This is a genomic window from Streptomyces sp. NPDC058864, assembly GCF_042742985.1.
Lineage (GTDB): Bacteria > Actinomycetota > Actinomycetes > Streptomycetales > Streptomycetaceae > Actinacidiphila.
Window position 1 is genome coordinate 1 of sequence record NZ_JBHYMQ010000071.1, and the last position, 17,788, is coordinate 17,788.

At 74.6% G+C, this 17,788-nt stretch carries 17 protein-coding genes and 1 pseudogene; 9 read left to right on the forward strand and 9 right to left on the reverse strand.

Going from position 1 to position 17,788, the window contains the following annotated elements:
* Positions 1–93: 93 nt before the first annotated feature.
* Positions 94–411 (reverse strand): SHOCT domain-containing protein, encoded by a 318-nt coding sequence (locus ACFW3D_RS34695; RefSeq protein ID WP_500511276.1) that lies wholly within the window; start codon positions 409–411, stop codon positions 94–96.
* Positions 412–642: 231 nt separating this feature from the next.
* Here ACFW3D_RS34695 and ACFW3D_RS34700 point away from each other — a divergent pair, with 231 nt between their 5' ends.
* On the forward strand, positions 643–996 hold the full coding sequence (locus ACFW3D_RS34700; protein ID WP_500511278.1) for a hypothetical protein: 354 nt from the start codon (positions 643–645) through the stop codon (positions 994–996).
* Between the two features lie 10 nt (positions 997–1,006).
* Here the strand turns inward: ACFW3D_RS34700 and ACFW3D_RS34705 are convergent, their stop codons facing one another.
* Positions 1,007–1,429 carry a DUF6325 family protein gene (locus ACFW3D_RS34705; RefSeq protein WP_500511350.1) on the reverse strand — a complete coding sequence of 141 codons (423 nt, stop codon included), beginning with the start codon at positions 1,427–1,429 and terminating at the stop codon, positions 1,007–1,009.
* Positions 1,430–1,572: 143 nt separating this feature from the next.
* Positions 1,573–2,217 carry a GAP family protein gene (locus tag ACFW3D_RS34710; protein ID WP_500511280.1) on the reverse strand — a complete coding sequence of 215 codons (645 nt, stop codon included), beginning with the start codon at positions 2,215–2,217 and terminating at the stop codon, positions 1,573–1,575.
* A gap of 200 nt (positions 2,218–2,417) precedes the next feature.
* On the opposite strand from ACFW3D_RS34710, the gene ACFW3D_RS34715 reads away from it, so the two are divergent.
* Complete coding sequence (locus ACFW3D_RS34715) at positions 2,418–3,818, forward strand: DUF2252 domain-containing protein (protein WP_500511282.1); 1,401 nt, start codon at positions 2,418–2,420, stop codon at positions 3,816–3,818.
* Positions 3,819–4,142: 324 nt separating this feature from the next.
* Here ACFW3D_RS34715 and ACFW3D_RS34720 read toward each other — a convergent pair whose 3' ends face one another.
* Positions 4,143–5,468: a chloride channel protein gene (locus ACFW3D_RS34720; RefSeq protein ID WP_500511352.1), complete on the reverse strand. Its 1,326-nt coding sequence runs from the start codon at positions 5,466–5,468 to the stop codon at positions 4,143–4,145.
* Here ACFW3D_RS34720 and ACFW3D_RS34725 point away from each other — a divergent pair.
* The 4 genes from ACFW3D_RS34725 (at position 5,413) to ACFW3D_RS34740 (ending at position 9,966) form a co-directional block, all read left to right on the forward strand.
* Positions 5,413–5,541, forward strand: coding sequence for a hypothetical protein (locus tag ACFW3D_RS34725; protein WP_500511284.1), 129 nt, complete (start codon positions 5,413–5,415; stop codon positions 5,539–5,541). The two genes, ACFW3D_RS34720 and ACFW3D_RS34725, sit on opposite strands and share 56 nt — an antisense overlap.
* A gap of 123 nt (positions 5,542–5,664) precedes the next feature.
* Positions 5,665–6,918: a fumarylacetoacetase gene (gene fahA / locus ACFW3D_RS34730; protein ID WP_500511286.1), complete on the forward strand. Its 1,254-nt coding sequence runs from the start codon at positions 5,665–5,667 to the stop codon at positions 6,916–6,918.
* A 146-nt stretch (positions 6,919–7,064) separates the two neighbouring features.
* The gene (locus ACFW3D_RS34735; protein ID WP_500511288.1) at positions 7,065–8,498 is read left to right on the forward strand and encodes an MFS transporter; all 1,434 of its coding nucleotides are present in this window, start codon (positions 7,065–7,067) and stop codon (positions 8,496–8,498) included.
* On the forward strand, positions 8,488–9,966 hold the full coding sequence (locus tag ACFW3D_RS34740) for a pyridoxal phosphate-dependent decarboxylase family protein (protein WP_500511290.1): 1,479 nt from the start codon (positions 8,488–8,490) through the stop codon (positions 9,964–9,966). The genes ACFW3D_RS34735 and ACFW3D_RS34740 overlap by 11 nt, the downstream gene beginning before the upstream one ends.
* A 601-nt stretch (positions 9,967–10,567) precedes the next feature.
* Here ACFW3D_RS34740 and ACFW3D_RS34745 read toward each other — a convergent pair.
* The 3 genes from ACFW3D_RS34745 to ACFW3D_RS34755 are packed head-to-tail and all read right to left on the reverse strand — an operon-like array spanning position 10,568 to position 14,723.
* Positions 10,568–11,536 carry a pirin family protein gene (locus ACFW3D_RS34745; protein ID WP_500511292.1) on the reverse strand — a complete coding sequence of 323 codons (969 nt, stop codon included), beginning with the start codon at positions 11,534–11,536 and terminating at the stop codon, positions 10,568–10,570.
* A gap of 7 nt (positions 11,537–11,543) precedes the next feature.
* Positions 11,544–13,301, reverse strand: coding sequence for an acyclic terpene utilization AtuA family protein (locus ACFW3D_RS34750; RefSeq protein WP_500511294.1), 1,758 nt, complete (start codon positions 13,299–13,301; stop codon positions 11,544–11,546).
* A 60-nt stretch (positions 13,302–13,361) separates the two neighbouring features.
* Positions 13,362–14,723 (reverse strand): NAD(P)/FAD-dependent oxidoreductase, encoded by a 1,362-nt coding sequence (locus ACFW3D_RS34755; RefSeq protein WP_500511296.1) that lies wholly within the window; start codon positions 14,721–14,723, stop codon positions 13,362–13,364.
* Positions 14,724–15,017: 294 nt separating this feature from the next.
* Here ACFW3D_RS34755 and ACFW3D_RS34760 point away from each other — a divergent pair, with 294 nt between their 5' ends.
* On the forward strand, positions 15,018–15,554 hold the full coding sequence (locus ACFW3D_RS34760) for an NUDIX hydrolase (protein WP_500511298.1): 537 nt from the start codon (positions 15,018–15,020) through the stop codon (positions 15,552–15,554).
* Between the two features lie 52 nt (positions 15,555–15,606).
* Here the strand turns inward: ACFW3D_RS34760 and ACFW3D_RS34765 are convergent.
* Positions 15,607–16,275 (reverse strand): annotated as a pseudogene (locus ACFW3D_RS34765) (DUF817 domain-containing protein); the annotation flags it as partial.
* Positions 16,276–16,327: 52 nt separating this feature from the next.
* Positions 16,328–16,903: a TetR/AcrR family transcriptional regulator gene (locus ACFW3D_RS34770; RefSeq protein WP_500511300.1), complete on the reverse strand. Its 576-nt coding sequence runs from the start codon at positions 16,901–16,903 to the stop codon at positions 16,328–16,330.
* A 136-nt stretch (positions 16,904–17,039) separates the two neighbouring features.
* Here ACFW3D_RS34770 and ACFW3D_RS34775 point away from each other — a divergent pair, with 136 nt between their 5' ends.
* Positions 17,040–17,432, forward strand: a complete 393-nt coding sequence (locus ACFW3D_RS34775) for a YidH family protein (RefSeq protein ID WP_500511354.1) — start codon at positions 17,040–17,042, stop codon at positions 17,430–17,432.
* A complete protein-coding gene (locus ACFW3D_RS34780; protein WP_500511302.1) occupies positions 17,432–17,767 on the forward strand; it encodes a DUF202 domain-containing protein in 336 nt (111 codons plus the stop codon). Before ACFW3D_RS34775 ends, ACFW3D_RS34780 begins: the two co-directional genes overlap by 1 nt.
* Positions 17,768–17,788 lie beyond the last annotated feature (21 nt).

Here is a 17,788-nt window from a genome sequence, read left to right on the forward strand (position 1 = left end):
GCACCACCGGGAGACCGGTGGTGCCGCCCACAGTCGTCTGCGGCGTCCTCCGGCCCGTTCCGGATGGGCCGCGGCTTCCGGTGCCCCCGGCCGTCAGCCGCCGAGGACGGCGCGTTTCTGCGTCTGGAACTCCTCCTCGGTGAGGATCCCCTGCTCCTTCAGTTCTCCGAGCTGCTTCAGCTGCTCCAGCTTCCCCGCCATGTCGCCCCCGGGGGCGGGCGGCGGAGGTGCGGCGGCCGCGGGCGGCGGGGCTACGGGGGGTGGGGCGGGCGCGGGCTCCTGGACCGGGGCCTGCCCGTAGTCCTGCTGGGCCCACCGCCCCTGCTGCCGTCGCGCCACACGTTGCGAGACCGCGGTGGCCGTGCCCGCGACGACGGCCGTCCGTACCGCTCCACGCAGTAGACCGGGCATGGTGCCGTCCCTTCTGGTGGTTCCTGGGCCCATTCGACCACCGTGCCGGGCGTGCCGCACGCCGTGCCCGGGCTCGTACGGGACGGCACCCGCCCTCCGTCGCCGCCGCCGCCGTCGCCACGAGGGGGTGACGGGCGATTCGGCCGACTGGTCGCGCCCGGCATGACAGCGCCGGTGCCCGGGGGCAGCGTTGCCTTGGCACCGCTCTCCGCACAGACGAGGACGCTCACCATGGCAGATCTCCGGCGGCACGGCATCCGCGCCGGCGCCCTGTTCCTTCTGCTCGGCGCCGCGGGCTGCTCCGGCATCACCCCCAAAGCGGTGGGCACGGTGGTGTACACCACCCCCGACAACAAGGTGGTGCAGCTGAACAACCCGTCGGTGGACGGCTGCCACCAGCTGCCGCCCACGGGCGCCAGGTCCATCGTGAACAACACGCTCAACGACGTGGTCCTGCACACCGGCCCGGGCTGCAAGAACCTGGAGGGCACGGAGAGCTACTACCTGGCGACGAAGACCAGCAATCCGGGCATCCCCGACGCGGAGCCGTGGATGAGCTTCACCGTCGTCGGCGGCAACGCCTGACCGGCGGTCATCAGGGCCCGGACTCGGCGGCGTCCAGGGAGGCGAGCACGTCCTGGACGGGGATCCGGCCGCTGGCGACCAGCCTGCCCCCGCCCCGGCGGATCGCGACGGCCAGGGGCGCGGCCCACAGGTTCTCGTAGACCAGGACGGCCGCGGAGCTGCCCGGTTCGAGCACGGCGGCGGCGTCCGCGAGGTCGTCCTCACCGAGCAGGCCGGAGGAGGCGCCCTGGAACACCTCGAGTTCACCGAGTCCCTCGGCGGTGAGGTCGGCGATCTCCAGGCCGGCGACGCTCCCGTCCACGTCCTTGCGGACGAAGGTCAGGTCGAGGACGCGGACGAGCCCGCGGTCCACGAGGTCCAGCAGGAGGGGGAAGGCCTCGCCGGTCATGCGGTTGCCGGGGAACTCGATCACCACGTAGTCGATGGGGCCCATCTCGTCGATTGGGTCGCTCACGGCACTGCTCCCTTCCCCCGCGCGATCCCCCGGTGTCATTGGACCACCGGGCCGGGACAGGCGCACCTCGGCCCGTGCCCCGCCCCGGGGTTGATGCGCCGCCAGCTGGCACGCCGGCGGGCTCAGGCGGTGAGCTGGTGGAGGCTCTTGGCGACCAGCACCAGCCCGATGACCAGGCACAGCCCGATGATCGCCTGGTCCTGGTGGTCGTCGAGCCAGGTGCGCAGGGCGCGCAACCGGACGCGGGCGGCGTCCGGGGCGAAGAGGGCGTAGACCTCCATCGTCAGCAGGCTGGAGCTGGCGATCAGGCAGTACGCCAGCAGTGCCAGGTAGGACTCGATGTGGGACAGGTCGGCCTCGACGACGGTCGCGGCGCCCGCGGCCACCAGGCCCCACGGCTGGAGGAGCACCGCGAGGCCCGCGGAGGACCAGGCCGAGACCCGCTCCAGGCGGCTCGTCATCCGGGACGGGCGGTGGGGACGCGCCGCGCGGCGCCTGCGGTGCTCGGCGTAGCCCACCAGCCCGACGCCGACGGCGAGTTTGCCGGCAAGGGCGGCCCTCGAGGGCGAGGACGCCGGCTGCGGGGGATCGCCCCCGGTCAGCAGCAGCACCCCCGCCACGACCGCGACCAGGCAGGCCAGCCAGGCGACGATGAAGGCCAGCCCCTTCCACACCCCGCCGCGGGTGCTCAGCACCAGCACGAACGCCATCAGCGGGAACGGGAACAGGGTGACTGCCAGCCCGATCAGGACGAGGTCAAGGACCATCGCCGCCCCCGCCGGGGGTCGGGGGCACGGGAGAACGGCCGGCCGCGTCCATGCGGTCATGCTCACCGGCGCCGCCCGCGGGCACAAATCCGGCGCCCCCGGTCCGACTCGCCGGGCCCATGGGCGGGGCTTACGTTTGAGGTGGCCGGCGCACCCGCTCGTTCCCGGCGGGCCGCGCGGCACGGAGGACGGTGACCGCGATGACCGTGGACGCCCGGTGGCGATCCCCCGGCGAGCGGGCTGCGCACGGCAAGGCGGCCCGCAGGACGGCGCCGCGTTCCGCGCACGCGGAGTACGCGCCGGCAGCCGACCGGGCCGATCCGGTGGACGTCGTGGAGGCCCAGTCGGCGCGGCGGGTGCCGGAGCTCGTGCCGATCCGTTACGGCCGCATGATCGAGTCGCCGTTCCGCTTCTACCGCGGGGCGGCCGCGGTCATGGCGGGGGACCTGGCGCACACGCCCCGTTCGGGCCTGCGGGTCCAGTTGTGCGGGGACGCGCACATGCTGAACTTCCGGCTGCTGGCCTCGCCGGAGCGACGGCTGATGTTCGACATCAACGACTTCGACGAGACCCTGCCGGGCCCCTGGGAGTGGGACGTCAAACGGCTGGCCGCGAGTCTGGTGATCGCGGGCCGGGCGAACGGCTTCTCGGCGGCCGAGCGCGCCGGGGTGGTGCGGGCGGCCGTGGGGGCCTACCGCCGCCGGATGCGCGGCTTCGCGGGGATGGGCAACCTGCAGGTCTGGTACACGCGTTTCGAGGCCGACGAGTTGCAGCAGCAGTTCGCCCCGATGATGGGCGGCGAGGACGTGGTGCGCTGGGAGCGTGCCCGGGCCCGGGCCCGGGCGCACGACACGCTGCAGGCCTTCGACAGGCTGACCCGGGTGATCGGCGGCCGGCGTCTGATCGCCCCCGATCCCCCGCTGCTGATGCCCTTGCGCGACCTGCTCGACGGCGATGCCCGCGCATCTCTGGAGAAGGACATCGCCCGGCTCGTCGAGCGGTACGGCCACACACTGCAGCCCGACCGCCGCTTCCTGCTGGAGCAGTACCGGCTCGCCGACTGCGCGCGCAAGGTCGTGGGGGTCGGCAGTGTGGGGACCCGCTGCTGGATCCTGCTCCTGCTGGGCAAGGACGACGAGGATCCGCTGTTCCTGCAGGCGAAGGAGGCCGAGGAGTCGGCCCTGGCCCCCTACGCGGGGGCGGGCCGGCACCGTACGCAGGGCGAGCGCGTGGTCGCCGGGCAGCGTCTGATGCAGGCGACCAGCGACATCTTCCTCGGCTGGGAACGCCTCTACGGCATCGACGGGCGTCAGCGCGACTTCTACGTACGGCAGTTGCGCGACTGGAAGGGCATCGTGGTGGCCGAGGACCTGGTCCCGCGGACGATGACGGTGTTCGGGGAGGTGTGCGGCGCCACGCTGGCCCGGGCGCACGCGCGGTCCGGGGACCGGATCGCGATCGCCGCGTACCTGGGGGGTTCGGACGTCTTCGACCGGGCGGTCGCACGGTTCGCCGAGGCGTACGCGGACCAGAACGAGCGGGACCACCGGGCGCTCGTGGACGCCGTCCGCGCCGGGCGTGTCCGGGCGGAGACCGCCTGAGGCCCTCGCGGGGGGGCGCTGCCGGTCGGCCGTCATCAGCCGGCGGCGCCGTGCGCCGGAGCCGAGGCCGGGCCGGTGGCCGTGGAGTCCGACTCGACACGCGCTCCTCGCCGGTGAGCCGCCGCTGGGAGGTGACGCCGCTGAGAGCGATCTTGGTCAGCGGGGTGTGCTCGACGGTGGGCGAGGTGAGCCGGCAGGTCCTGTTCCCGGCCTCCTGGGCGAGCCGGAAGACGGTGGGCTGCGGGTTCGTGCCGGCGGAGGCGACCGGGGGTCACTGCGGCCGCGGGCCGGCGGAGTTCGCGGGTCCGGCGCCCGTCACGCCCGTCACGGCCGTGACGACGCCGCCCGGGGCGCTCGGCCGGGGGCGGGAGGCCGCCCGTCGCCGAGCGGTGGCAGCGGCGGGATGTCCGGCCCCTGCGGCAGCAGTTCGGCCGTCACGAAGGAGACCACCACCGCGAGCACCACCACCGGCACCGACTCGATGTTGCCGAGCAGGAGCACCACGAGCACCACGCTGCTCACCGGCAGGCGCATCGCGGCGGCGGTGGCCGCCGCCATGCCCGCCGCCATCGCCGGGACGACCCCGAAGCCGGGCAGCGGGGCGGCCAGCAGGCCGGCGGCGCCGCCCAGGAAGAGCGAGGGGAAGATCGGGCCGCCCCTCAGGCTGCCCAGGCACAGCGCGTAGCCGGCGCCCTTGAACAGCAGCACCGCGACCAGGGCGCCGGCCGGCCAGGCGTGCGGGTCGGCGGCCATCTGGGCCAGCGCCGCCTGCCCGGAGGAGGCGACCTCTTCCGGGGTGCGGCCGGTGGCCAGCGCGTACCCGGCGGCGCAGGCACCGGCGGCGAGCGCGCAGAGCACGGTGTGGGGCAGCGGCCGGCGGGCGACGAACACCGCCGTGGCCTTGCCCCCGGTGACGATGAGGTGAACGGCCAGCCCGACGGCCAGGGCGAGCAGGACGCCCCACACGACGTCACCCGCGTCGAGCGTGGACGGGCGGGGCAGGCCGATGTCGAGGTGGGTGGTCTTCAGTCCCGTCCAGTGGCCGAAGCCGGTGAACACGATGTCGCCCACACCGCTGGCGAGCAGGGCCGGCAGCATCACGGCGAACAGCTGCGGCCCGCCGACCCCGGCCACCTCCATCAGGAGCACTCCGGCCACCACCGGGTTGCCGAAGATGGTGGCGATCGCCGCCGCGGAACCGGCGGCGCCCACCAGCGCGTTGCTCTGCGAGGTCTTCGGGGAGCGGACCAGGTCGCGGAAGAGCAGCGCGAGTCCGCCGCCGAAGGCGATCAGCGGGGCCTCGGGGCCGAGCACCGCGCCCAGCGGCAGGCCCGCCAGCGCGGCGACGACCACACCGGGCAGGGCGGAGGGGGTGGGCCCCCCGGTGTGCAGACCGGCCGCCGGGATGTGGCCGCCGCGCCCCGGCAGGCGGGTGACGACCAGGGCGACGATCGCGCCGGCGAGGGCGAGCAGCGGCAGCGGCCACCACCACGGAGGCGTCCGCAGGCCGAACTGCCCGGGCAGCACCTGCCACAGCAGCCGCTCCAGTTCGTGCAGCGCGACGAGGAACCAGAAGGCCAGGAAGGACACCGGGATGCCGATCACCGCGGAGAACAGGAGCGTCCTGCGGTACGCCGGACGGCGCAGCAGTTCCCGCAGCTGGTCGGCTTCCTGGGGCTGGTTCCCGGGGTGGCTGATCGCCGGCCTCCTCGTTCGCGAATAGGGCGGAACGGGTGATGTCCGGCGAGACTACCGACGCGGGGCCGCACGGCGGCGCAGGCCACGCTGGACGTTAGGGTGAGCCGACCGCGCGAGGAAGCGCGGCCCCGACGTATCTGGAGGTGCCATGGCCGCCCCCACCTGGGTCGCCGTGCCGGACGACTCCCCCTTCGGCGTCCACAATCTGCCGTACGGGGTGTTCACCACCGCGGACCGTCCGCAGGAACGCCGGATCGGCGTCGCGATCGGAGACCACGTGCTCGACGCGGGCGCCGCCGCCCGCACCGCCGGAGCGGGAACGGCCGGGCCGGAGGCCGGGCTGCTGACGGCGCCGACGCTCAACCCGCTGCTGGCGGCGGGGCGTTCGGCCTGGACGGCGGTGCGGTCGCTGATCACGGCGTGGCTGACCGACGAGGCCCACCGGTCGGCCGTCGAGCCGCATCTGCTGCCGCGTGACTCCGTCACGCTCCACCTCGCCTTCGACGTCGCCGACTACGTCGACTTCTACGCCTCGGAGCACCACGCCACGAACGTCGGCCGGATCTTCCGCCCGGACGGGGAGCCGCTGCCGCCCAACTGGAAGCACCTGCCCATCGGTTACCACGGCCGCAGCGGCACGGTCGTCGTCTCGGGGACGCCGGTGGTGCGGCCCAACGGGCAGCGCAGGGGCGCCGGCCTGGCGGCGCCGTCCTTCGGGCCGTGCGAGCGGCTGGACTTCGAGGCCGAGCTCGGCTTCGTCGTCGGCGGCCCGACGGCGCAGGGCGAGCCGGTGCCGCTGGCGGCGGCCGAGGAGCACGTCTTCGGGGTCTGCCTGCTCAACGACTGGTCCGCCCGGGACATCCAGGCCTGGGAGACGGTGCCGCTCGGCCCGTTCCTGGGCAAGTCCTTCGCGACCTCCGTCTCGCCGTGGATCGTGCCCCTCGACGCGCTGTCGGCGGCGCGCGTCGACCCGCCGCCGCACGACGTGGGGATCCTGCCCTACCTGGACGACCGGGGCGCGGGGACGCCGCCGCGCGGGCTCGACATCGCCGTGGAGGTCCGGCTGCGGGGCGAGGTCGTCTCGCGTCCGCCGTTCTCCACCATGTACTGGACGTACGCCCAGATGGTCACCCACATGACCGTGAACGGCGCTTCGCTGCGGGCGGGCGACCTCTTCGGCTCGGGCACCGTCAGCGGCCCGCGGCGCGAGCAGCGGGGCGCGCTGATCGAGCTGACGTGGAACGGCGAGGAGCCGCTGGTCCTGGCGGACGGCACGAAGCGGACGTTCCTGGAGGACGGCGACGAGCTCGTCATCTCCGCGACCGCCCCGGGGCCGGACGGCACCCGCATCGGCTTCGGCGAGGTCGCGGGCCGGGTGGTGGCGGGACCGGTGCTCCCCTGAATTGACCTGCTCAGGGGTCTGTCCGAGTCCCGGGTCGGCGTGATCTCCTACGCCTGACGGCGCGGCGTCCGGCCACGGCACGCCGCGCCGCCGCGTGGGTGGGTACGTACGCCCGCACCCAGACGACCCGGACCCGCAGGGGAGCCATGTCCGAGACGCTGCCCTCCGCACCCGCCGAGGACGCCGGCCGCGCGTCCGCCGCGCCGCTGCCCCGGCAGGTGCGGATCGGCTACGGCCTGGGATCGCTGGGCACCGGCACCTTCGGTACGGTGCCGGGCCTGATCCTGCTCTACTACCTCACCAATGTGCTGGCCGTACCGGCGGCCGTGGCGGGCGCGGCCGTCTTCCTGCCCAAGGCGTGGGACGTGCTGATCAATCCCCTGGTGGGTGCGGCCGCCGACCGCAGCCGGCTGCAGGGCGGTTCCAGGCGGCCGTTCCTGCTGGCCGGTGCGCTGATGCTGCCGCCGCTGTTCGCGCTGGTCTTCGCGGCGCCGCCGCTGCGCGGGGCCGCGGCCGCGGGCTATGTGGCGGCGTTCTTCCTGCTGGCCGCCACGGCCTACGCCGTCTTCCAGGTGCCGTACGTGACGATGCCCGCCGAGATGACGGACGACGCGGACGAACGCGCCCGGGTGCTGGGCTGGCGCGTGGGGTTCCTCGGGGTGGCGATCCTGCTGTCGGGGGCGCTGGCCCCGGCGGTCGCCCACGAGAACGGCGACACCCCGGCGAGCTACCGGCTGATGGGTGCGGTCGTGGCGGTACTGCTGCTGGCCGGGATGCTCGGTGCCTGGCACTTCACCCGGCACGCGCCGTCGGTCGCGCGCAGCGAGTCGGAGCCGTCGCTGCGGGCGCAGTTGGCGGCGGCCCGGGACAACCGGCCGTTCCTCTTCCTGGTGGGGATGTGGACGCTGCAGGCACTCGCGGTGGGGATCATGCTCGCCGGGGTGCAGTACTTCGCGACCTACACCCTGGGCGCGGCGGAGGCCGTCACCCCGCTGTTCGTCTGCATGATCGGCCCGCTGGTGCTGGTCATGCCGCTGTGGAACCGGCTGGCCCGGGCGCGCGGCGTGAAGTACGCGCAGTGGTGCGCCTCGCTGCTCTTCGTCGCCGCCGCCGCGCTGCTTGCCCTCACCCCGTACGCGGGTCCGGGGCTCGGCTATCCGGCGGTCGCTGCTGCCGGGATCGCCTACGCGGGGCTGCAGTTGCTGCCGCTGACGATGCTCGCCGAGACCCTGGCCGCGGACGCGGTCCGCACGGGGCGGCGGCGGGCGGCCACCTTCACGGGACTGTGGACGGCCGCCGAGACGCTGGCGTTCGCGCTGGGCGCCGGGGCCTTCGCGCTGGTGCTGGCGGTGAGCGGCTTCCGTTCCTCGGACGCCTCGCACCACGCCGACCAGCCGGACTCGGCCCTGACCGGCATCGCCGCCGGCATGAGCGTGCTGCCCGCGGTGCTCGCCGCGGCGAGCCTGTGGCTGCTGCACCGCTATCGCGAGGACCCCGCAGGCCCCGACCCGCGGACCGCCGTTCCGCAGAACCCCACCCGCACCGAGCCGCCCGAGGACACCGACGACCATGCCCACTGAGCCCGTTCCCTCCCCCGCCCTCCCGCAGGGCCGCCCCGCCGACGAGGTGCTGGCGCGGCTGCACGAGCTGCGCGAGCAGGACGCCCCCACCCGCGGCGGGCGCACCTTCGCGTACGTCTACGACTCCGGGCTGTCCGGCGTGGACGAGCTCGCCGCGTCGGCGTACGCGGCGTTCGCCACCGTCAACGGGCTGGACATGACGGTCTTCCCCAGCGTCGCACGGCTGGAGAACGACCTGGTCGCAGCCGCCGTGGCGCTGCTGGGTACGCCCGGCGCCCAGGGCACGTTCACCAGCGGCGGCACCGAGTCGATCCTGCTGGCCGTGAAGACCGCCCGGGACCACGCCCGCGCGGTGCGCGGGGTGACCGCGCCGCAGCTGGTCCTGCCCTCCACCGCGCACGCCGCCTTCCACAAGGCCGCCGCCTACCTGGGCCTGGAGACGGTGGTGGTGCCGGTGGACCCGGACACGCTGCGGGCCGACGCGGCCGCGACGGCGGCCGCGATCACCGACCGCACGGCGCTGGTGGTGGCCTCGGCGCCCTCGTACGCCCACGGGGTGGTCGACCCGGTCGCGGAGATCGCCGCCGCGGCGGCCGGCCGCGGGGTGCTCTGCCACGTCGACGCGTGCATCGGCGGCTGGCTCCTGCCCTACTTGCGGCGCGCCGGGCGGGACGTGCCGGACTTCGACCTGTCGGTGCCCGGGGTGACCTCGCTCTCGGTGGACCTGCACAAGTACGGGTACGCCGACAAGGGCGCCTCCGTGGTGCTCTATCGGGACGCGGAGCTGCGCCGCCACCAGTACTTCGCGCACGCGGGCTGGCCGGGCTACCCCGTGGTCAACCCGACCGTGCAGGGGACCAAGTCGGCCGGACTGCTGGCCCAGGCGTGGGCCGTGCAGCGGCACATAGGCGAGGACGGCTACCGCGAACTGGCCGGGCGCACCGCCGCGGCGGCCGACCGGCTGCTGCCGGGGCTGCGCGCCGTCGAGGGGGTGCGGGTGCTCGGCGAACCGCGGGCCGGGCTGGTCGCGTTCACGCTGCAGGGCGCCGACGGCGCGCCGGACCTGAGCCTGCTGCTCCACCTCGCCGACGAGATGCGCGAACGCGGCTGGTACCTGCAGCCGCAGCTGTCCTTCGACGGGCTGCCGCCCAATCTGCACCTGACGCTGACCCCGGCGGCGGCCGGGCTGGTGGACGCGCTCCTCGCCGATCTGGACGCGGCCCTGAAGGCCGCCCGCGCCCTGGAACCGGTGGCGGTGGACCCGGCGATCGCGCAGTTCGCAGCCGGGCTCGACCCGGACACCCTCGGGCCGGAGGAGGTGGAGGCGGTCCTGGCCTTCGCCGGTATGGGCGGGGGCACCGGCCTGCCCCGGCGCATGGCCCCGGTGCTCGCCTTGCTGGACGCGCTGCCGGTCCCGCTCAAGGAACGGCTGCTGACGGAGTTCGTGGGGGCGGTCTTCCGCGTCTGACGGCGCGGGCGGCGTACCCGGGTGGTCGGTCCGGGTGGGCCCGGGCCGGTCCGGTCACCCGGGGGCTCGGGGGGTGAGTTCGCGCGGCCCGCACGCCTTGGCGCGGCCCGCGGAACCGGCCGGACCGGCGGCGCGACGGGCGCCGGCCGGCAGGCCGGAGCGGCCGATATGGTGCTGACGTGTTTCGCCGGGCACCCCAGGGCGGTCCAGGTGGCCACAGCCGTGCAGTCCGCAAGGTCGGCGCCGTCCCTTGCCGGCCGCGCGACGCCACCGCGCACCGGGCGCGCCCAGGAGACCGGCCCGGTGGACGAGTTCACGCACGGCACACGCCTCCGCGAGCCCCCGACAGGGCAGGCGAGTTCGCGAAGCGCACACGCGTCGGCGGCCGTGGGCCGTCGCGGTTGGTGGGCGCCCAGCGCGCGGACCTCGGGAAACCGAACGTCGACCGGGAGGCCCGCCCGTGGGCGAGTTCGCGCGGCCCACGGAACCGGCCAGAGCGACGCCAAGGCCGCGAGCCACGCGGCCCGCGGCATGAGACACGGCGACCACGCGCCGCCGGGCCCGTACGGTCGCGCGCGAGCCCCTTGCCGCCGCGCGGCGGTCAGCGGTCGCGGCCGCGGGGCTTGAGCGGGGTCGCGGGCAACTCCGGGGCCAGGAGGCGGTCGCCGTGATAGCCGTGCACGGTGCCGAAGGCGGTGCCGGTGTTCCACTCGTCGCGGGCCCGGGCGATCTCCTCGCCGCTGCGGGCGACGAAGTTCCACCACATGACGAGCTTCTCCTCGAACGGCTCGCCGCCCAGCAGCATCAGGCCCGCCTCGGTGTCCGCGCGCAGCGGCAGCCCGGTGCGGCCGCAGCCCAGGTAGAGCATCGAACCGGCTTCGACGGGCACGCCGTCGACGTCGGCCCGCCCGGACATGGAGAGCACCGCGTACTCGAAGTCGCGCCGCAGCGGCAGCGTCACGTCGGTGCCGGCGGCGAGGGCGAGGTCGGCGCCGACGATGGGCGTGTGGACGGTGCCGGGCGAGGCCGCGCCGTCCAGTTCGCCGAGGATCACCGTGGCGGTGAGACCGCCCCCGCCGTGCAGCACCGGCAGGTCGGCGTGGTGCTCGAAGGCGGGCTCACGGTGCCGTGCCGTCTCCGGGAGGGCGACCCACAGCTGGGCGCCGTGCAGGAGACGGGCGTGCTCGCGCGGCGACTCCTCGGAGTGGGCGATGCCCCGGCCCGAGGTCATCAGGCCCAGTTCCCGAGGGCGCACGGTCTGCAGGCTGCCGAGGGTGTCGCGGTGCAGCACCTCGCCCTCGTGCAGCCAGCTGACGGTCTGCAGCCCGATGTGCGGGTGCGGGGGCACCTGCATGCCGGGCCGGCCGGCGATGTCGTCGGGGCCGTAGTGGTCGACGAAGCACCAGGCGCCGACCATGCGGCGGCCGAGGTTGGGCAGCAGGCGCCGTACGACGCTGCTCTCGCCGAGCGGCACGAGGCGTCCCGTGAGCAGGTCGTGGACGGGCTTGGCGGACACGTCCTCGCGCCCGCCGCACGTGGCGGGCGCCGGATGGACATCGAGGTTGCTCATGGCGCGATCATGCCTCTTGGCGCTGCCCGGGGACGAGCACCGCGGGGATGTCGGCCTCCAGCCCGCGCAGGTACTCGCCGAGCCCCTTGGCCTGCGGGTCGGGGCGGGTGGAGGCGGCGACGCCGTCGCCGAGCAGACCGTGGACGACGAAGTTCAGGGCGCGCAGGTTGGGCAGTTCGTAGCGGCTGACGGGGAGCTTGGCCGTCTCCGGCAGCAGGGCGCGCAGCCGTTCGACGTCCAGCCAGGCGCGCAGCCAGGCGTAGGCGTCGTCGTCGCGGGCCCACAGGCCGACGTTCGCGTCGCCGCCCTTGTCGCCGGAGCGGGCGCCGACGAGCAGGCCCAGCGGGGCGCGCACGGTGGGGCCGCCGGCCGGACGGCCGGGCGGGGCCGGGGACTGCGCGGGGACGCGCACCGACGTGACGGGCGGACGCGGCACGGGGATGCGGGTGCCGTCCTGGAGCACGGCCTCGGGGTGGACGAGGGCGGCGGGGAGGAGGGCCGGCCAGTGGACGCCGTACTCGGTGGGCCTGGGCGAGAAGTGCTCCATGTGCAGCCCGGGCGCGGTGGAAAGGCCCGTGCCGACGACGGCGCCGAACAGGGCGCGGCCGACCTTGTCCTTGTCGGGGTCCTTGACGGTGAGGGTGAGCCGGGCGCCGGTGGCGGTGGGCTCGGTGCGCAGGTCGTACGTCCCGAAGCCGGCCGGGCCGCCGGTCGCGTCGAGCAGCGACGCCTCGGCGAACCGGGCCTTGGCCTCGATGTCGGGGCCGCTGAGCACGAAGGTGGCCGAATTGCGGTAGCCGCCGTGGTGGTTGAGGCACACCTTGAGGGTGTCGGGGGCGGGTTCGCCCCGGGCGCCGGAGACCAGGACGCGGTCGGGACCCTGCTGTTCCAGGGTCACGGTGTCGAAGCGGGTGACGACGTCGGGGTTGAGGTAGGAGGGGCGGTCGATCTCGTAGAGCAGCTGGGCGGTGACCGTGTCGACGGTGACCGCTCCCCCGGTGCCCGCGTGCTTGGTGATGACGCTGGAGCCGTCGGGCCGCAGTTCGGCGATGGGGAAGCCGGGGCGGACGGGCCGTTCGATCTCGGTGAAGAAGGAGTAGTTGCCGCCCGTGGCCTGGGCCCCGCATTCGATGATGTGCCCGGCGGTGACGGCGCCGGCGAGCCGGTCCCAGTCGTCGGTGGCCCAGTCGAAGGCCCAGGCGGCAGGGCCGACGACGAGGGAGGCGTCGGTGACGCGGCCGCAGATGACGACGTCGGCCCCGGCGCGCAGGGCCTCGGTGATGCCCCAGGCGCCGAGGTAGGCGTTGGCCGTGAGCGGGCGCACGCCCGCGTCGGCGAGCGGGACACCGGTGGCCAGGTGGGCGAACGGGTGCCCCGCGCGCTGGAGTTCGGGCAGCCGGTCGAGCAGGTCGTCGCCCTCCAGGTGGGCGACGGAGGGGTTCAGCCCCGCAAGGGCGGCAAGTTCGCGGAGCTTGCCGGCCAGCCCGGCGGGGTTGAGCCCGCCCGCGTTGACGACGATCTTGATGCCGCGGTCCAGGCAGGTGGCCAGGACGTCGCCCATCTGGGCGAGGAAGGACAGGGCGTAGCCGGCCTCGGGGTCGCGCTGCCGGGCCTTCCAGAGCAGCAGCATCGTCAGCTCGGCGAGGTAGTCGCCGGTCAGTACGTCGATCGGGCCGCCCTCGACCATCTCGCGGGCGGCCGACAGGCGGTCGCCGTAGAAGCCGGAGCAGTTGGCGATGCGCAGGGTCTCACGTCGCTGGGTCATGTCCCTCGCCGTCAGCGGTGTCGGTGTTCAGATGTGGGTGGGGTGGTGCACGTGCGGGGGTCAGGCGGCCGTCGCGCGCAGCGACTCGACGTGGCGGCGGATCTCCTCCGGTGTGAGGTAGATGTCGGTGACCTCGAAGTTCTTCAGCGCGGCCGGCCGGCGGGCCTGGAACCCGGTGCGGACGAAGTCGTCGCCGGCGACGGCGTTGAGGAACCAGCCCGCGGCGACGCGGAAGCGCGCGGGGAAGGTGCGCAGCGCGCCGAGGTGGTAGCCGCGGGCGACGACCTGGGCGGGGAGGCCGCTGAGCGGGACACCGAGGGGCTTGGAGACCGCCTCGATCCCGCCGAGGTCCACCACGAGCCCGAGGTCCCGGTGCCGGTAGGGCTGCGGGGGGCGGCCGTGCAGCGCGGCGACCACGTTCTCGGCGACGGTCTTGCCCTGCCGCATGGCGTGCTGGGCGGTGGGCGGGCACACCGCGTCGCCGCCCACCTCGAGGTCGGGGACCGCGGCGGAGTCGCCGAGGGCGAAGACCCCGTCGACGCCGGGGATGCGCATCTCGGCGTCGGTGACCAGCCGGCCCTTGACGGTCTCGGTGCCGAGGGTGGTCACCAGCGGGCTGGACACGACGCCGGCGGTCCAGATCAGGGTGCGGCAAGGCAGTTTGCGGCCGTCGGTGAAGGTGACGGTGTCGGGGGTGACCTCGGCGACGGAGACGCCGAGCGAGACCTCCACACCGCGCTCGCGGACGATCTGCAGCGCCTTCAGGCCGAGCTTCTCGCCGAGTTCCGGCATCAGACGGGGCGCGATGTCGATCAGGTGCCACTTGATGAGGGCCGGGTCGAGGCGCGGGTAGCGCTTGACCGCCGCGCTCGTCAGCCGCTGCAGCACGGCGGCGGTCTCGGTGCCCGCGTAGCCGCCGCCGACCACCACGAACTGCAGTCGCGACTCCCGCTCCGCCTGGTCCGTGGTGGCGGACGCCAGGTCGAGCTGCGCGATGACGTGGTCGCGGATGTACGCCGCTTCCGCGAGGGTCTTCATGCCGCGGCCGTACTCGGTGAGGCCCGGGATGTCGAAGGTGCGGGTCACGCTGCCGGGGGCCAGTACGAGGTAGTCGTAGGGCTCCACGAGCTCCTCGTCGGTGATCTTCTTGATCACGACGGCCTTGGCGGCCGGGTCCACCCCGATCGCCCGGCCGGGTATGACCGTGGTGCGGTGCAGCATCCGGCGCAGCGGGACCGCGACCGCCTGGGGGGTGAGCACCCCGGCGGCGACGTGCGGCAGCAGGGGCAGGTAGAGCTGGTGGCTCCAGGGCGTGACCAGGCGGATCTCGGCCTCGTCGTGGTCCAGCCGCCGCTCAAGCCGGTGCGCGCACTCCATGCCCGCGAAGCCGCCGCCGACGACCAGGATCCTGGGTCGCTTCATCACTCGCCTCCCGTAGGACCGTTCGGGGCCCGATTCCCTACCCGCGGCGTGTGCGGATACGCCTCCGGCCACGCTCGCACACGCCTCGTCGCGGCGCGAACGGAGCGGCGGCGGCCCGGCCCGAAGCGGCACGCTACCGGCCCCGGCGTGCGCGGATGAAGGGTTCGGGGAACCAGGCCCGGGGTCCGGGCCCGGGGTCCGGGTCCAGGGCGGGGGACCTTGGCCGGAACCCGCCCTGGGGCCGATCATGGAGCGCTACGGGCACCTCGGGCCCCGGGACGAACGGGAGGCACCATGGAGGACGCTCCGCGCTCTGCGGACGAGCTGCTGGACATCGTGGACGAGCAGGACCGGGTGGTCGGCCGGACGACGCGCGGCGAGGCCACCGCGCGCGGCCTGCGGCACCGCTGCGTCTTCATCCTGGCCAGGGACGGCGCGGGGCGCGTGTTCGTGCACCGCCGCACCGCGCAGAAGCTGGTCTTCCCCTCCCTCCACGACATGTTCGTCGGCGGTGTGGTGGGCGCGGGCGAGGAGTACGACGACGCGGCGCTTCGCGAGGCGGAGGAGGAGCTGGGGGTGTCCGGTCTGCCGCGTCCGACTCCGCTGTTCAGCTTCCTTTACGAGGGGACGGGGGCGGCGGCCGGTCACACCTGGTGGTCCCGGGTGTACGAGGTGCGCTGCGACCTGCCGGTCGCGCCGCAGGCCGAGGAGGTCGCCTGGCACGACTTCGTGACTGAGGAGGAACTGGAACGCCTCCTGCCGGAGCGGGAATGGGTGCCCGACGGTCTGGAGGCCTGGGAGCGGCTGCGCGACTGGCGACGACGAAGGTGACGCTGATCAGCAGCGCCCAGGCGCCGAACTTGGCGAGCGAGACCGGCACCCAGCCGTGCTCCTGGTCGGGGTAGCGCCAGGCGCCGACGTAGGTGGCGGCGTTCTCCGCGACCCAGAGGAAGAAGCCGATGAGGACGAAGGAGAGCGCGAGCGGCATCCGCAGGCGCACCCCGTCGACCGTGAAGTGCACCCAGGTGCCCGCGGTGGCCCACAGCAGCAGGACGGCCAGCAGCCACCGCGCGTCGGGCAGCCAGTGGTGGGTGAAGAAGTTGAGGTACACCGCCGCGGCCAGGATCGTCATGGCCCGGCGGCGGTAGCCGGTCAGGCCCAGTTCGAACAGCCGCCAGGCGGCGCACACGTAGCTGCCGACGGCGGCGTAGAGGAAGCCCCCGTACAGCGGGACGCCGCCGAACTTGGTGAGCGCCGGTTCGGGGTAGCTCCAGGAGCCCAGGTGCACCTTGACCAGTTCGAAGAGCAGTCCGACGGCGTGGCACACCGCGATGACGGCGATGTCGCGGCCGCGCTCCCAGCCGCAGGCCCAGAACAGCGCGCTGAGCGCCACGCCGTAGCAGAGCAGCAGGTCGTAGCGGGCGACGGGCAGCGGGGGCAGCAGCCGCGAGCCGGCCACGCCCGCCATGAGTGCGACGGCGAAGGCGCAGCAGCGCGCCTCCGTCCAGCCGAAGAGCGCGAGTCTGCGGATGCCGGTGACGATCGGTCCCATGGGGAGGGGGACACCGCCGGGTGCCGCCCCGGTTCCGGGCGGGGCGCCGTGATCAGTCCAGGGAGCGCAGGGCGGTGTCGACGGCGTCCTCGACGAAGGCCCGGCCGAGGCGGGCCCGGCCGACGACGCGCAGGCCCTGGACGAAGGTGGTGAGGAAGCGGGCGAGTTCCACCGGCTTCTTGTCGGCGGACAGCTCCCCCCGGGCCTTCGCCTTCTCCAGCGCCGCCGCGAGGGAGGACTCCAGCAGGCGCAGGGTGACCGCGACGCGGTCCACGGTGCCGGGGTCGTCCCCGCGCTCGGTGGCGGCGTTGACCAGCAGGCAGCCCCGTTCCGGGTCCTCCAGGTCGGCCTCGACCATCTGCGTCAGCGCGGTGCGGACGGCGGGGCGGATCTCGTCCGCGTTCTCCAGCAGTTCGACGAGGCCGCCGGCGTACTGGGAGCAGTAGCGCTCCAGGGCGCGGGCGTAGAGCTTGTCCTTGGAGCCGAAGGCGGCGTAGAGACTGCCGCTGCCGATGGAGAGCTCGGTCAGCAGGTCCTGGAGGGACGTCGCCGCGTAGCCGCGGCGCCAGAACAGGTCCATCGCACGGTCGAGGGCCTGGTCGAGGTCGAACTCCCTGGTACGCGCCATGGCGCGAGCCTACCATTTCTGGATCAATTGTTACACTATGGCGGCCGCGGGCCGCTCCGCCCCGGGTCCGCCCAGGGCGCGCCCAGGGCGCGCCCGGCCGGACCGCGCTCGGTACTGTGGGGCGGTGATCAAGCATGTGCGGGCCGCGGTCGGGGCGGTCGCCCTGTGGTTCGGGCCGGCACGGGTGCGGGCCGAGGGGACGACGCCCGACTACCGCTTCTCGCTCGCCAACGAGCGGACCTTCCTCGCCTGGCTGCGCACCGCACTCGCGCTGGTCGGCGGCGGCTTCGCGGTGGACCAGTTCCTCCGGGAGCTGCACCGGCCGGTCCGGGTGACGCTCGCAGTGGTGCTGGTCGTCGGCGGAGCGATGTGCGCGGTCCGCGCCGTGAACCACTGGGTGCGCTGCGAACGGGCGATGCGGCGCGGCGAGGACCTGCCGGTCTCGCGCTTCCCCGCCGTACTTGCCGTACTGGTGGCCCTGATGGCGGTGGCGATGCTGCTCACGGCCACGCTGGGGTGGGCCGGCTGATGACCGCCCCGGGCGGCGACGCACCGCGGGACCCGGGCCTGCAGCCGGAGCGGACCCGGCTGGCCTGGCGGCGCACCACCCTCGCCTTCGCCGTTGCGGCGCTGCTGGCCGTGCACGAGGCGGTGCTGCACGGGGTGTCGCCCGCGGGACTGCTGGGGCTCGGGCTGTGCGCGCTGGCGTGGCTGGCGTTCACCGTCACCGCCCAGCGGCGGATCACCGCCCTGGGCTCGGCGCGGCCCGCCGTGATGCCGCACGGGACGGCGGCCTGGGCGCTGCTGTGCGTGCTGGTACTGGCCGTCGCGGGTGCGCTGCTGGTGTTCCTCGGCCCGCGCTGAGGGCCGACACTTGAAGACGTC

What these genes read in the sequence shown, in the direction of transcription:
- ACFW3D_RS34755 (WP_500511296.1), bottom strand. Translation starts at nt 14,723, where the DNA reads ATGAAGCGACCCAGGATCCTGGTCGTCGGCGGCGGCTTCGCGGGCATG.
- ACFW3D_RS34715 (WP_500511282.1), top strand. Translation starts at nt 2,418, where the DNA reads ATGACCGTGGACGCCCGGTGGCGATCCCCCGGCGAGCGGGCTGCGCAC.
- ACFW3D_RS34780 (WP_500511302.1), top strand. Translation starts at nt 17,432, where the DNA reads ATGACCGCCCCGGGCGGCGACGCACCGCGGGACCCGGGCCTGCAGCCG.
- ACFW3D_RS34700 (WP_500511278.1), top strand. Translation starts at nt 643, where the DNA reads ATGGCAGATCTCCGGCGGCACGGCATCCGCGCCGGCGCCCTGTTCCTT.
- ACFW3D_RS34760 (WP_500511298.1), top strand. Translation starts at nt 15,018, where the DNA reads ATGGAGGACGCTCCGCGCTCTGCGGACGAGCTGCTGGACATCGTGGAC.
- ACFW3D_RS34750 (WP_500511294.1), bottom strand. Translation starts at nt 13,301, where the DNA reads ATGACCCAGCGACGTGAGACCCTGCGCATCGCCAACTGCTCCGGCTTC.
- ACFW3D_RS34725 (WP_500511284.1), top strand. Translation starts at nt 5,413, where the DNA reads ATGCCGATCACCGCGGAGAACAGGAGCGTCCTGCGGTACGCCGGACGG.
- ACFW3D_RS34740 (WP_500511290.1), top strand. Translation starts at nt 8,488, where the DNA reads ATGCCCACTGAGCCCGTTCCCTCCCCCGCCCTCCCGCAGGGCCGCCCC.
- ACFW3D_RS34745 (WP_500511292.1), bottom strand. Translation starts at nt 11,536, where the DNA reads ATGAGCAACCTCGATGTCCATCCGGCGCCCGCCACGTGCGGCGGGCGC.
- ACFW3D_RS34695 (WP_500511276.1), bottom strand. Translation starts at nt 411, where the DNA reads ATGCCCGGTCTACTGCGTGGAGCGGTACGGACGGCCGTCGTCGCGGGC.
- ACFW3D_RS34770 (WP_500511300.1), bottom strand. Translation starts at nt 16,903, where the DNA reads ATGGCGCGTACCAGGGAGTTCGACCTCGACCAGGCCCTCGACCGTGCG.
- ACFW3D_RS34705 (WP_500511350.1), bottom strand. Translation starts at nt 1,429, where the DNA reads ATGGGCCCCATCGACTACGTGGTGATCGAGTTCCCCGGCAACCGCATG.
- ACFW3D_RS34735 (WP_500511288.1), top strand. Translation starts at nt 7,065, where the DNA reads ATGTCCGAGACGCTGCCCTCCGCACCCGCCGAGGACGCCGGCCGCGCG.
- fahA (WP_500511286.1), top strand. Translation starts at nt 5,665, where the DNA reads ATGGCCGCCCCCACCTGGGTCGCCGTGCCGGACGACTCCCCCTTCGGC.
- ACFW3D_RS34710 (WP_500511280.1), bottom strand. Translation starts at nt 2,217, where the DNA reads ATGGTCCTTGACCTCGTCCTGATCGGGCTGGCAGTCACCCTGTTCCCG.